This window comes from Glaciimonas sp. GG7 (assembly GCF_052976905.1).
Map to the genome: position 1 here is coordinate 1 of NZ_JBRIIQ010000111.1, position 12,921 is coordinate 12,921.

14 protein-coding genes are annotated in these 12,921 nt (G+C 51.9%); 9 read left to right on the forward strand and 5 right to left on the reverse strand.

Annotated elements, in window-relative coordinates:
- A partial coding sequence (pstC, locus tag ACVBEF_RS18230; protein ID WP_447125355.1) for a phosphate ABC transporter permease subunit PstC occupies positions 1-897 on the reverse strand: 897 nt, incomplete at its 3' end.
- A gap of 280 nt (positions 898-1,177) precedes the next feature.
- On the reverse strand, positions 1,178-2,221 hold the full coding sequence (gene pstS / locus ACVBEF_RS18235) for a phosphate ABC transporter substrate-binding protein PstS (protein ID WP_447125343.1): 1,044 nt from the start codon (positions 2,219-2,221) through the stop codon (positions 1,178-1,180).
- Between the two features lie 350 nt (positions 2,222-2,571).
- Here pstS and ppk1 point away from each other — a divergent pair, with 350 nt between their 5' ends.
- The 6 genes from ppk1 (at position 2,572) to ACVBEF_RS18265 (ending at position 8,850) form a co-directional block, all read left to right on the forward strand.
- The gene (gene ppk1, locus ACVBEF_RS18240) at positions 2,572-4,689 is read left to right on the forward strand and encodes a polyphosphate kinase 1 (RefSeq protein ID WP_447125356.1); all 2,118 of its coding nucleotides are present in this window, start codon (positions 2,572-2,574) and stop codon (positions 4,687-4,689) included.
- 35 nt (positions 4,690-4,724) lie between these two features.
- Positions 4,725-5,189 (forward strand): SixA phosphatase family protein, encoded by a 465-nt coding sequence (locus ACVBEF_RS18245; protein ID WP_447125344.1) that lies wholly within the window; start codon positions 4,725-4,727, stop codon positions 5,187-5,189.
- Between the two features lie 249 nt (positions 5,190-5,438).
- Complete coding sequence (locus ACVBEF_RS18250) at positions 5,439-6,674, forward strand: polyhydroxyalkanoate depolymerase (RefSeq protein ID WP_447125345.1); 1,236 nt, start codon at positions 5,439-5,441, stop codon at positions 6,672-6,674.
- Between the two features lie 93 nt (positions 6,675-6,767).
- Positions 6,768-7,505 (forward strand): electron transport complex subunit RsxB, encoded by a 738-nt coding sequence (gene rsxB, locus ACVBEF_RS18255; RefSeq protein WP_447125346.1) that lies wholly within the window; start codon positions 6,768-6,770, stop codon positions 7,503-7,505.
- On the forward strand, positions 7,502-8,152 hold the full coding sequence (gene nth / locus ACVBEF_RS18260; RefSeq protein ID WP_447125347.1) for an endonuclease III: 651 nt from the start codon (positions 7,502-7,504) through the stop codon (positions 8,150-8,152). The genes rsxB and nth overlap by 4 nt, the downstream gene beginning before the upstream one ends.
- Before the next feature lie 5 nt (positions 8,153-8,157).
- Complete coding sequence (locus ACVBEF_RS18265) at positions 8,158-8,850, forward strand: VIT1/CCC1 transporter family protein (RefSeq protein WP_447125348.1); 693 nt, start codon at positions 8,158-8,160, stop codon at positions 8,848-8,850.
- A 15-nt stretch (positions 8,851-8,865) separates the two neighbouring features.
- Here ACVBEF_RS18265 and ACVBEF_RS18270 read toward each other — a convergent pair whose 3' ends face one another.
- Positions 8,866-10,071, reverse strand: coding sequence for an MFS transporter (locus tag ACVBEF_RS18270; RefSeq protein ID WP_447125349.1), 1,206 nt, complete (start codon positions 10,069-10,071; stop codon positions 8,866-8,868).
- 265 nt (positions 10,072-10,336) lie between these two features.
- A complete protein-coding gene (locus ACVBEF_RS18275; RefSeq protein WP_447125350.1) occupies positions 10,337-11,515 on the reverse strand; it encodes an HPP family protein in 1,179 nt (392 codons plus the stop codon).
- A 155-nt stretch (positions 11,516-11,670) separates the two neighbouring features.
- On the opposite strand from ACVBEF_RS18275, the gene ACVBEF_RS18280 reads away from it, so the two are divergent.
- The 3 genes from ACVBEF_RS18280 to ACVBEF_RS18290 are packed head-to-tail and all read left to right on the forward strand — an operon-like array spanning position 11,671 to position 12,220.
- On the forward strand, positions 11,671-11,823 hold the full coding sequence (locus tag ACVBEF_RS18280; protein WP_447125351.1) for a hypothetical protein: 153 nt from the start codon (positions 11,671-11,673) through the stop codon (positions 11,821-11,823).
- Between the two features lie 57 nt (positions 11,824-11,880).
- Entirely contained in the window at positions 11,881-11,979 is a 99-nt protein-coding gene (locus ACVBEF_RS18285; RefSeq protein WP_447125352.1) for a hypothetical protein, read from the forward strand.
- Positions 11,939-12,220, forward strand: a complete 282-nt coding sequence (locus ACVBEF_RS18290) for a BrnA antitoxin family protein (protein ID WP_447125353.1) — start codon at positions 11,939-11,941, stop codon at positions 12,218-12,220. Before ACVBEF_RS18285 ends, ACVBEF_RS18290 begins: the two co-directional genes overlap by 41 nt.
- 85 nt (positions 12,221-12,305) lie before the next feature.
- Here ACVBEF_RS18290 and ACVBEF_RS18295 read toward each other — a convergent pair.
- On the reverse strand, positions 12,306-12,921 hold a 616-nt coding region (locus ACVBEF_RS18295; protein ID WP_447125354.1), incomplete at its 5' end, for a 3-keto-5-aminohexanoate cleavage protein.

Sequence of the window (12,921 nt, forward strand, 5' to 3'; positions counted from 1 at the left end):
CATCAACTTAGCCGCTGACAGCACCAAAAAAGTAATCACAAACAAAATCAGACCGAGGGCGAACAAGGCTGAGACATGCAAGGTTGAAGACGCTTCGGCAATCTCGTTGGCCAGCGTCGATGCAATACTGTTACCGGCACCGAACAGGGACCATGACAAACGATGTGAGTTACCGATCACAAACGTCACCGCCATGGTCTCACCCAAGGCCCGACCGAGGCCCAGCATGACACCGCCGACTACGCCGGTTTTGGCATACGGCAGCACCACTTTACGCACCACTTCCCAGCGTGTGCAACCGAGGCCGTAAGCGGACTCTTTTAAAACTGCAGGGACGACTTCAAAGACATCGCGCATAACGGAGGCGATAAAGGGAATGATCATGATTGCTAATATCAATCCGGCAGTCAAAATACCGATCCCCATACGTGGACCGGAAAATAAAATTCCGATTCCCGGAATCTGGCCCAAGGTATCGGCCAGCAAAGGTTGAACATATTCGGCAAACAGGGGCGCAAAAACAAACAGGCCCCAGATACCGTAAATAATACTGGGCACGCCGGCCAGTAGTTCGACTGCGGTGCCTAAGGGCTGGCGCAGTTTTGACGGGCAAATTTCAGTCAAAAATAACGCTATGCCAAAACTGATGGGAAACGCAATCACGAGCGCGATCAACGACGTCACCAGCGTGCCGACAATGGCGATCATCGCGCCGTATTGATCATTCACCGGGTCCCACTCAACCCGGGTGATAAAGGACAGTCCGAATTCGTGAAATACCGGCCATGCGCCGATTGCCAGCGAGACGATAATCCCCAGCAAGACAAACAACACGATGAGTGAAAACGCCAGCGTGATTTTATGAAAGAAGAAATCCTGGATACGCTGTTTGCGCATCGTGGCGAGCAGTGCTTGCTGCGATAAGCCAGCATCTACAATGCTTTGATCGCTTTGGTCGCTGTGGGATTGAAGTGATATTGGTTGTGCCATAACGGGAATGTGTGCACTCATTAGTAGCTATTATCCGATGCAGTGTGCTGTTTTTTACGCTGACAACCAGCGGTCATGTTAAACATGGTGACAGGCAAGCCCTCTAAAATGAGGGCCTGCCTGTTATTTCTTAGACTTAGTTTATGACGCCTGTTGATGACGTCAACTTAACTTTTTGCCAATCACATTACCAGACTGGCTTGCCAGCTGTATCTTTTACTTCTGTTTTCCAGGCCTCAGTCACCAGTTTGACGACCGACGCAGGAATAGCGACGTAGTCCAGTTCAGTTGCCGCTGCACCACCATTTTTGTAAGCCCAGTCAAAGAACTTCAGGACTTCTTTACCCTTGGCGGCATCAGCTTGTGACTTGTGCATCAAGATGAAAGAAGCGCTGGTGATAGGCCAGCTGTTTTTACCGGCAGCATCAGTGAAGTCAACCGCAAAGCCCGGCGTTTTGGCCCAGTCGGCTCCTGCTGCTGCGGCCTTGAAAGTCTCGTCATCTGGCTGTACAAAACCGCCGTCACGATTCTTCAATTGGGTATGTTGAAGTTTGTTCTTTTTAGCGTAAGCGTATTCAACGTATCCAATCGATCCTTTGATTTTCTGCACATTGGCAGCGACGCCTTCGTTACCTTTGCCACCGACACCGACCGGCCATTTAACCGATGTACCTGCGCCAACGTCGGTTTTGAAGCCGGGGCTGGTTTTTGACAAATAACTAGTGAACACGAACGATGTACCTGAACCATCAGCACGGTAGACGACCGTAATATCGGTTGCTGGTAATTTGACGCCAGGGTTCAAGGCTGCGATTTCTGGCGCATTCCATTTTGCGACTTTGCCCAGATAGATATCAGCCAGTACCGCGCCGGTCAGTTTTAATTGACCCGGTGCAATCCCTTCCAGATTCACAACCGGCACCACGCCGCCCATGATGGCAGGGAATTGCATCAGGCTGTCAGCGGCTAAGTCTTCTGCCTTCAACGGCATGTCGGACGCGCCGAAATCGACAGTCTTGGCTTTAATTTGTTTGATACCGCCGCCCGAACCGATCGATTGATAATTCAGGCTGTTACCCGTTGCTGCTTTGTAAGACTCCGCCCATTTTGCGTAAATAGGATAAGGAAACGATGCCCCAGCTCCGGTGATTTCCGCTGCCATCACCGATGAAACTGAGAATGTTGCACCCAACACTAAGACGATGGATGTAAAAAGTGGTTTAAGACGCATGCGTTACTCCCTTGTTTACTTGAATTTACGATAATCACTGAATTGAATTTAAAAGCTGTAAAAGCCTCTCAGAGAGTGTCGTGAACTGCACTATATTTGTTCACTACACAACATCCGCTAAGACAGGCCGAACTCTAACGAACATTTATGACATGTTTGTGACAGCCCACGCAGCGCAACATAATGCACAAATACATCGCCTAATAATGGCAAATGACTTCCGTTTTGATCATCAAAATGTCATATTGGCTACATATACTCCCTGCAAAATTATTTCCATTCATCGTCAGATTATGAATATAAGAGCCAGGACAGACGTCATTGTCAGCACAGCAGGCCCCATCGTCACGATGGCAAATATCGGCAGTAATCCCGCCTATCTGAATCGCGAACTGTCGCTGCTGGCGTTTAACCGACGGGTACTGGCACAAGCTGAGCTGCGCCACATCCCACTCCTCGAGCGTCTGCGCTATCTCTGTATCGTCAGCAACAATCTGGATGAGTTTTTTGAAGTGCGCATCGCCAGTCTGCTGGCAAGTAGTCATATCGATGGCAGTACCGGGCCCAGCCCTGGCGATATCGCCGATCCGCCAGCGCTGACAGAAGCGCTCAAGCTCACCAGTACCGAATGCCACGACATTGTTGCGCACCAATATGCGATTCTGAATAAGGATGTGTTACCGCAACTATCGGCAAATGGCGTCCATTTATTACGTCAAAAAGACCGCAATGAGGCCCAGCGCGCATGGGTGAAATCCTATTTCGAACGAGAAATCCGTCCCCTGCTCACGCCCATCGGTTTAGACCCGGCCCATCCGTTTCCGCAAGTACTTAACAAAAGTTTAAATTTCATTGTTGAAATGGCAGGCAAAGACGCTTTCGGGCGCGAAACCACGATTGCCATTCTCAAAGCCCCGCGCGTATTGCCACGCGTCATTCGATTACCCGATGAGGTTTCACCAAATGGGATGTCGTTCTGCCTGTTGTCCTCCATCATTCACGCGCATATTGGCGATCTGTTTAGCGGACGCCAGATCCTGTCGTATTCGCAATTTCGGGTCACACGCAATAGCGAGTTGTGGGTCGATGAAGAAGAAGTAAAAAATCTGCGCCAGGCATTAAAAAGCGAATTGCAAAGTCGACAGTTCGGTGTAGCGGTACGGTTGGAAGTGGCGCAAAACTGCCCACCGCATTTGTCGCAGTTTTTACTCAATCAATTTGCCATCGCCCCGAATCGCCTGTACGCCGTCAACGGTCCGGTCAATCTGTTCAGATTGTCCGAAATGATTGACCAGATCACGCTACCCGGTCTGCGTTTTGCACCCTTTACACCGGGTCACCCGCCCTATCTATTGTCGGATGACATTTTTACGCTGCTCAAGAAAAAAGATATCTTGCTGCACCATCCGTTTCAGTCGTTCGACCCGGTCATCGAATTTATCCGTAGTGCGGCAAATGATCCCTTAGTTGTCGCTATCCGGCAGACGATTTACCGGGCTGGAATGAATTCGGCCCTCATTGAGTCCTTAATTCTGGCCGCACAACTCGGCAAGGAAGTCACTGTCGTCGTCGAATTAATGGCGCGTTTTGATGAAGAGGCCAATATTAATTGGGCCGACCGGTTGGAGCGCGCAGGCGCACATGTGGTCTACGGGGTGGTGGGACTTAAAACGCACGCCAAACTCGCGCTGGTGATCCGCCGCGAGTCAGTGACTGCGGCCAAGGATGGCGCAGCAGAACTATGCTTTTACGCCCACTTGGGTACCGGCAACTATCATCCCAACACCACCAAGCTATACACCGATTTCGGGCTACTCACCGCCAATCAAAAACTGGCAATGGAGGTCAACGAAGTCTTCATTCACCTGACCAGCCTGACCAAGCCGAAAAAGATGGATTATTTATGGCTCGCCCCCTTTGCATTGCAAAAAGAGTTGATTCGGGCGATACGCAATGAGGCTGAGATCGCCCGTCAGGGACGGCCAGCGCGGATCGTCGCCAAGATGAACGCGCTGCTCGACGAATCGGTGATTAAAGCGCTGTACGCAGCCTCCAACGATGGCGTCAAGATCGAGCTCATTATTCGCGGGGCTTGCGCCTTACGTCCGGGCGTGCCGGGACTATCAGCCAACATTACGGTGCGTTCGATCATCGGGCGCTTTCTTGAACATACGCGGATTTATTACTTTCGTAATAATTTACAGCACGATGTCTGGCTCGCCAGCGCCGACTGGATGAATCGCAATCTTTTCCGACGTGTCGAAGTCGCCTTTCCGGTAGTGGACAAGGCGCTCAAAAAACGTGTCATCAGCGAAGGTTTGACGCCCTATCTGAAAGACAACACCAATGCATGGGAACTGTCGTCAGACGGTAATTGGCACAAATGTACACCGGGACCACGACGGGCAGCGTTTAGTGCACAGCAGTATTTAATGGGTCTGTTAGGAACATCGTCAGAATCCAGTTAATCCGAAAAAGTCTCATTTATTGAAAGAAAAGTAATATGGATCTCATTCTGTGGCGACACGCAGAGGCCGAAATTGTAGCGCCAGGTCAAGCCGATGAAGGCCGCGCGTTGACCGCTAAAGGTCACAAACAGGCATGGAAAATGGCGGAGTGGCTCGATAGCAACTTACCCAACAGCTGCAAAATACTTTGCAGCCCTGCCAGACGCACGATCCAAACAGCCGAAGCCTTAGGCCGCAAGTTCAAAATCCACGCCGATCTCGGTCCAAGTTGTACGCCAGAACAGCTATTGGCAGCAGCGCACTGGCCGGATGCACGCGAACCGATGCTCATCATCGGTCATCAACCGACCTTGGGTCAGGTGGCCGCGAGGCTGATTGCCGGAGAGCAAAAAGAATGGCCTATTCGAAAAGGAAGCGCGTGGTGGATAACGCAGCGCACCCGTGGCGATGTGACGACGACTTATTTAAAGGCGGTGATGTCGACGGATTTGCTGAAGTAATACTGAAGTAGTGAACGACCTGCGGGGGTCATGCCTGGTCGGCAAGTTAGAATAATTTCACAAAATTGTTGCGCAATTTGTGAATGAGTAATAAACATACGTTTGACTTAAGAAAGTTCTTAAACAACTCGTGTTAAGACAAATCAAAGACAATAATTAAAAATATAAAATAAGTTAAAATACCAGCCTTGCTGCAACGCAGCATAGTCGCTTCCACCTTCTCAGCACAGATTCATCTAAGAGGTTTGTATGCTCTATCACATGCACGAATTCAGCCGTTCTTTACTCACGCCTCTGGTGCAATTTGCAGAGACAAGCGCCAAACTGTTTACGAATCCCGTCTCGCCACTGGCCCACGCGCCTTTCGCTCAGCGCATCGCCGCCGGTTACGAACTGATTTATCGGATCGGCAAAGATTATGAAAAACCGAATTTCGACATTACCAGCACTGTCATTCACGACAAAACAGTCGACATCATTGAAGAAGTAGCGGTAACAAAACCGTTCTGCCGTTTGCTACATTTCAAAAAGAATCTCAGCGATAAAGCGTTCGCGGCGCTAAAACAGCCAACAGTACTGCTAGCGGCACCACTTTCTGGCCATCACTCCACTCTGCTGCGCGATACCGTTACCGTGCTGCTACCTGACCATGATGTCTACATCACCGACTGGACCGACGCCCGCATGGTGCCCGAGACTGAAGGGGCGTTCCATTTACACGATTACATCTACTACATCCAGGACTTCATCCGTCTGCTTGGGCCGAATCTGCACGTCATTTCGGTATGTCAGCCGACCGTACCGGTGTTGGCCGCCATTTCGCTCATGGCGTCCGACAACGATCCAAAACTGCCTAAGAGCATGACCATGATGGGTGGCCCGATTGATGCACGGATTTCACCCACCGACGTCAACGATCTTGCCACTAAAAAGCCGTTTAGCTGGTTTGAAAACACCGTCATCTATACCGTCCCATCAAACTATCCCGGTGCAGGTCGCAGGGTCTATCCCGGCTTTTTGCAACATGCTGGATTTGTATCAATGAATCCGAATCGTCACGCCCAAAGTCATTGGGATTTTTACATGCACTTGCGTGAAGGCGATAACGAGTCAGCTGAAAACCATCGCAAGTTTTACGATGAATACAATGCCGTCTTAGATATGCCAGTTGACTACTATCTGGAAACTATCAAAACCGTATTTCAGGATTTCAGTCTGCCGCTGGGTACGTGGGAAATAGGCGGCAAGCTAGTCAAGCCGCAAGATATCAAAAACGTCGCACTCTTCACCATCGAAGGTGAGCTCGATGACATTTCCGGCCCGGGCCAGACTAAAGTTGCACATGATTTATGCGCCTCTATTCCAGAAGATAAAAAGCAGCATTTCACTGCTGAAAAGTGTGGGCATTACGGGATTTTCTCCGGACGTCGCTGGCGTGAATTGATTGCGCCGAAGATTACGGCGTTTATTAAGGCAAACGCTTAGACTTGTTGTCTATTCCGCCTAAAAGCCACTCTTTCCAACAGAGTGGCTTTTTCCCTTTGGTGCACCGTTGATTTACACCGATAATAGTCATTTATGTTGTTGCCAACTGCTGTGTCCAATCAAAATCTCCCCTCTCTTGCCGACCGTATTGAAGCGCTGCTACCGCAAACTCAATGCACCAAATGTGGTTATTCAGGCTGCCGCCCCTACGCCGAGGCTATCGCCGACGGTAGCGCCCGGATCAATCAATGTCCGCCCGGCGGCCAGCAAGGCATCGTCCGGCTAGCGCAACTATTAGATGTACCGGTCATTCCCCTTAATCCCGTCAATGGTGCCGAGCGCCCACGTCCGCGTGCGGTCATCGATGAGGCTGCCTGCATTGGATGCACTTTATGTATCCAGGCCTGCCCGGTCGACGCCATCCTCGGTGCGGCCAAGCAAATGCATACCGTTATCGCCGATTTATGCACCGGCTGCGATCTATGTGTTGCGCCCTGCCCGGTCGATTGCATCAGCATGGTCAATGTCACCGAGTCCACAACCGGTTGGGATGCATGGACCCAACAACAAGCCGACGATGCGCGCCAACGGCATGATCTGAGAGCTGCGCGCTTAATCCGGGAAAAGCGCGAAAATGATGACCGTCTGGCCGCCAAGGCCGCAGAAAAATTAAAAGTCATTGCCACAGAAAGCGCCGCCAGTCCGGAACAGAAAGTCGAACAAGACCGCAAAAAGGCCATCATTCAAGCCGCCATCGAACGAGCACGCCTTAAAAAAGAACAGCAAACAGAACAAGACCTGCGTGCCACGCAAACCAAGGACACGCTATGAATGCAGAAAAACGTCTGGAAATATTTACCCGTTTCCGCACAGCGATGCCACACCCGACAACCGAGTTGGCCTACACCACGCCATTTGAATTACTGATTGCGGTCCTGCTCTCAGCCCAAGCCACCGATGTTGGCGTCAACAAAGCCACGCGCAAGTTATATCCGGTCGCCAATACGCCCGAAAAAATCTTCGCTCTCGGCGTAGACGGCCTGATCCCTTACATCCAGACCATTGGCCTGTTTCGTACCAAAGCCAAAAACACCATCGAAACCTGCCGTCTACTCATCACGCTGCACAAGGGAGAAGTCCCGCGTACCCGTGAGGAGTTAGAAGCATTACCCGGAGTCGGGCGCAAGACCGCCAACGTCGTGCTTAACACCGCATTCGGCGTACCCACCATCGCGGTAGACACGCATATTTTCCGCGTCTCCAACCGGACCGGCATTGCCCCCGGCAAAGACGTCGTTGTGGTCGAAACTAAACTGATGAAATTCGTCCCGAAAGAATTTCAACAAGATGCGCATCACTGGTTGATACTGCATGGTCGCTACACCTGCATCGCCCGCAAGCCGCTGTGCTGGAACTGCACTATCGCCGACCTGTGCGAATACAAAACTAAAACGCCACTCCCGGAAAAAGGTATTTAATCCCCATGCATACGCCCCATACCGAACACCATTTCGAAGCCAGCGACACCGTCCGCGATGTCGTCATCGGCATGGCCGATGGCCTCACAGTCCCATTTGCACTCGCCGCAGGGATCAGCGGCGCAGCGGTTGCGATCAACATCATCGTCACCGCTGGAGTCGCAGAAATAGCCGCCGGTTCCATCGCCATGGGTTTAGGGGGCTATCTGGCCGCACGCACTCAACGTCAGCATTATTTCGCCGAGCGCGATCGCGAAGAGCAGGAAATTTTGACGGTGCCACATCGGGAACGCAAAGAAGTCATCGATATCATGGCCCAATATGGCGTCACCAAACAGGAATGCGAACCGATGCTGGCCGGTCTGGAACGCACCCCACTGGCATGGCGCGATTTCATGATGCGCTTCGAACTCGGACTGGAAGAACCGCATCCGGCCGCTGCCAGAAAAAGCGCACTCACCATCGCCCTCTCGTATCTGGTCGGCGGCATGATTCCGCTCTCCCCTTATATATTTCTAAAAACCACCGAAAGCGCGCTCATGCTATCGACCGTGGTGACACTGCTGGCGCTATATATATTCGGCTATCTGAAAGGCAGTATCACCGGCACTGGCGGGTTGAAATCGGGCTTGCAGACTTTGCTGGTGGGCAGTCTGGCCGCTGCGGCGGCTTTTGGTATTGCCAGGCTCATTAGCTAGGCGTCAATGCGTGGTTTACCTGGAAGCCGGAGACAACTTCGCAACCCACGGCACGACTAAGGCCGCAAGTACTGCGATGGCACCCGAAACGTAACCGACATTACCGACACCCCAAGCGGAGATACTCAGGCCACCAAGCACTGCGCCCAAAGCAATCCCGCCGTTTGCAGCAGAAACATTGATCGTACCGGCTAATGCCTGCGCTCCGGATGCCGCCTTCATCACGCGGATCTGGCAAATTGGATACAAGGCGGTGTTAGCGATACCCCATATACCCAGTGCGATGGCAAAACTGATACCTATACCGGCAAACGCCGTGCTAGCGACCATACCCAGAGCGAGCACGACACTGAAAATCGCCGTCGTCGCGAGCGGCTTCTTGTCCGCCCACTGGCCGCCAAGCCAGTTTCCAAACAGGCCGACCGCACCGAAGCCCATTAGCCACCAGCCCACCAGCCCCGATGCGATACCGGCGGATTTCTCCAGCATTTCAGCCAGATAGGTGTAGCCCGTAAACATCGCAGTGAAGACCAGAATTGACAAGACCACATTGGCGACGAAGAACCGGCTTTTGAGGATCTTCGCCTGATCAGCCATACGCACAGACTTATCTCCGTGCACGTTGGGCATGATGAAATACATCAGAATCGCAATCACCAACGACAATCCCGCCAGCAGCGCAAACGCGCCACGCCAGCCAATCGCATCAGATGCAAGTGTGCCGAGAGGAATACCAAACAACATCGCCGCAGAGATGCCAAGGTACACCTGAGACACCGCCCGGCCGCCCTTACCGGGACCAGCGATCTGACTTGCCGTTTCGCTAGCCGTCCCCCAAAACACCGGAAGCGCCAGAGCTGGCAGCAAACGCGCCACAGCCAGCACCCAAAAATGCGAAGCAACAGCAGCCAAGCCATTGGAGGCGGCGAACAACACCAGGATCGCAATAAATAGTCGTTTGCGATCCATATTGGCAAGCCAGGCCGTCAAGAACGGTCCACAGAGCATGACGACCACCGCGAACAGGGTCACCAATTGGCCTGCCCTCGCCACAGAGATGGACAGGTCTCTTGCCAGTGCAGGTAAGAGACCGACAATAAGGAATTCCGTAGTAACGATAACGAACGCAGCGATGGCAAGAATCGCAATGGAAGCCGAACTTCCTTTGGCTGACGTAGCGTGCGGCCCGAGACCAAGTTCCACAGGGTTGACAGCAGACATTGCATTTCTCCAAAATAAGTTAGCGCTCATCATATAGAGAAATACGATTCTTATTAGGACGTACGCAAAACCATCCCAGCAAGTCTGACCTTTGATGCCAGTACGATCGGTGTCGTAGAGAATTCGAACTGCATGCAGTTCGCCTGTGCAACGGATTGTACCTACCAGCACAACTGCGTCCTGCAAGGACGGTTAGGCGGGCGTAACGCCACTGGGGCAGTTTGCGTAAGTTCTACTAATATTGGATAACCACAATCCTGAACGTCTACGACACTCCCCCCGCATCAGCCAGTCGCCCACGATACAGACCAACCACCAGATCCGTATTGCTAACGATGCCGACCAGTCGCCGTTCATCGTTGACAATCGGAATATGGTGCAGGCCGTATTCCGACATTAAAGGCACCAATTCGACGATATGCATACTGTCCTTGGCAGTACGTACGGTCTTGGTCATGATTTGCCCGACCACTTCCGGTTTCTCAGAATGACTGCGCAGAACCGGACGCAGGAACTGGCGTAATTTGGAATCGAAATTATCGTAAGCGTCGAGCTCGGCGTGACGCATAAAATCGAGCAATGTGACGATGCCAATGACCCGTCTGGCGCGGTCCAGCACCGGCAGTGCTTTGATATTGTGTTGATGCAGCAGTTGCCATGCCTGTTGCAAGTCGGTGCCAAACTCCACCGTCATCACATCGCGCGACATAATGTCGGCGCAAGAAATTTCACCCAAACGTCGTCGATACGCCTGCATTTCTGTTTGCAGCAGCAGCGTCTCCAGATCATCACGGCTGACATCGAGAACTTCGTTGTAATTTTTAAGCACCACATCCAGATCAGCAGGCGTGAATCCCAGTCGATCACTTGGCGCCTGGTCTTGCGTACGATGGGTATTGTTATTTGCCTGCCGCGCCGAATGCGGATAGCGATGACGGGTAAGGTTATTAAAAAGCAAGGCTACCGCCAACAGCAGCAAAGAATTGATACCGATAGGTGCGAGCAAAAAACGATAGCCTTCCGCGTGAATGATCGGGCCGCCAAGAACCGCAGTGATCGCAACAGCCCCGCTTGGCGGATGCAAACAACGCAATGCGAGCATGGCACCGATAGCAATCGCAACGGCTAACGCAGCTGCCAGAATCGGATCATCTATCAACATGGCGCAAGTAACGCCCACGGCAGCCGACACCAGATTGCCGCCAATGATGGACCACGGCTGTGCCAGCGGACTGGCCGGCAATGCAAACAACAACACAGCAGAGGCCCCCATTGGGGCGACCAGCATTGGCAACGGTGCGGATGCGCCCAGCGTCCAACGGGTTACCAGACCGGTGAGCAAAATTCCTATCATGGCACCGCAACAAGCTCGCAGGCGCTCCAGCTGACTGACCGGCACAGGACCCGGCACAAAGCCTTCTAACCAACGCATGACGACTTTCACAATTGCCTCTTTTACGATTTAAAAGGACGTAAGTTTACTCCGATCGGTTGTTATGCAGAACCTCTCATTGTGGTGCGCAATAGCGGATCCCGAGCACAAAACCGCTACATTCAACGGTACTGGGTATGATTTTTAATGTACGTACAAAATACATCTTGATTAATCAATTAGCCGTACGTACAATTAATCGAATGGAGATAACATTTAACATCCTGAAACGCAACAAAACCCTCGAAGAGCGCGGCCTTGATTTTGCCGACTGTGGTGATGTGTTTAAAGGTAAACATCTCACTGTAGAAGACACCTGAGCAGACTATCCGGAGCCACGCTTCCAAACGATGGGATGGCTCAAAGAAAGAATCGTCATGGTCGTATGGACTCCTGGCGACAAAGGTCGTCGCATTATTTCAATGAGGAAAGCAAATGAACGCAAAATTACCACAATCCGCAACGGTCTGGACTGATCCCGACGACGCGCCCGAAATCACTGATGAATGGGTTGCGCAAGCCGATTTATATCAAGGGAAAAAACTAATTCGCCGTGGTCGCCCCTTAGCCGAAGTGACCAAGGAAAGCGTCACTATTCGCATGACGCCAACGACGGTTGATCGGTTTCGTGCTACCGGCAAAGGTTGGCAAACGCGCATGGATGCGGCGCTTGTCGACTGGCTTAAAGAACACTCACCGGAAGAAATCAATATTTGAGTTCTTAGTCGTACTTACAGATGCAAAAAAGCCACTCGATAACCATCCGGTGGCTTTTTTATATTCGCAAGCAACAAGCAGAAAACTAAGCCGGCAATCCCAACATAGCCCGCGCTTCCGCTGGCGTCGCAGGCCGCGCATTAAATTGTGCGCAGCGCTCAACCGCAATTCCAACCAACTCAGCATTACTGCTGGCAAGCCGGTCTTGATTAATCCGGATATTGTCTTCCAGCCCGGTACGCACAGCGTCGCCATTGCGTTGCAATACCCAGTCGATCACGTCGGTTTGGAAGCGCCCGATTCCGGCAGCGGTCCAGGTGGCTTTGGGCAGTACGCGTTTGAGTTCGGCGAGCATGATGTCGAGCAAATGTTCTTCTACCGGCATCGCGTTTTTAATACCCATGACGAACTGTACGTGCGGATGGTCGCTTAACAAGCCCCTCTCGACTAAGCGTTTGGTGCCGTAGATGTGTGACAGGTCGAAAATTTCGATTTCCGGCACGACCGCATTTTGTTGCATACGGGTCGCCAATTCGATGACCAATGCGGGGGCATTTTCGTAGACCATCGTTGGAAAGTTGACCGAGCCGGTCGCCAATGACGCCATGTCCGGCTTGAGCGTGAGCGGATTGCCGCGTGCACTTTGATCATCGATTCGTGCTCGATGAACCGGGCGCTTAGAGAAGCTATCACCGACTGCC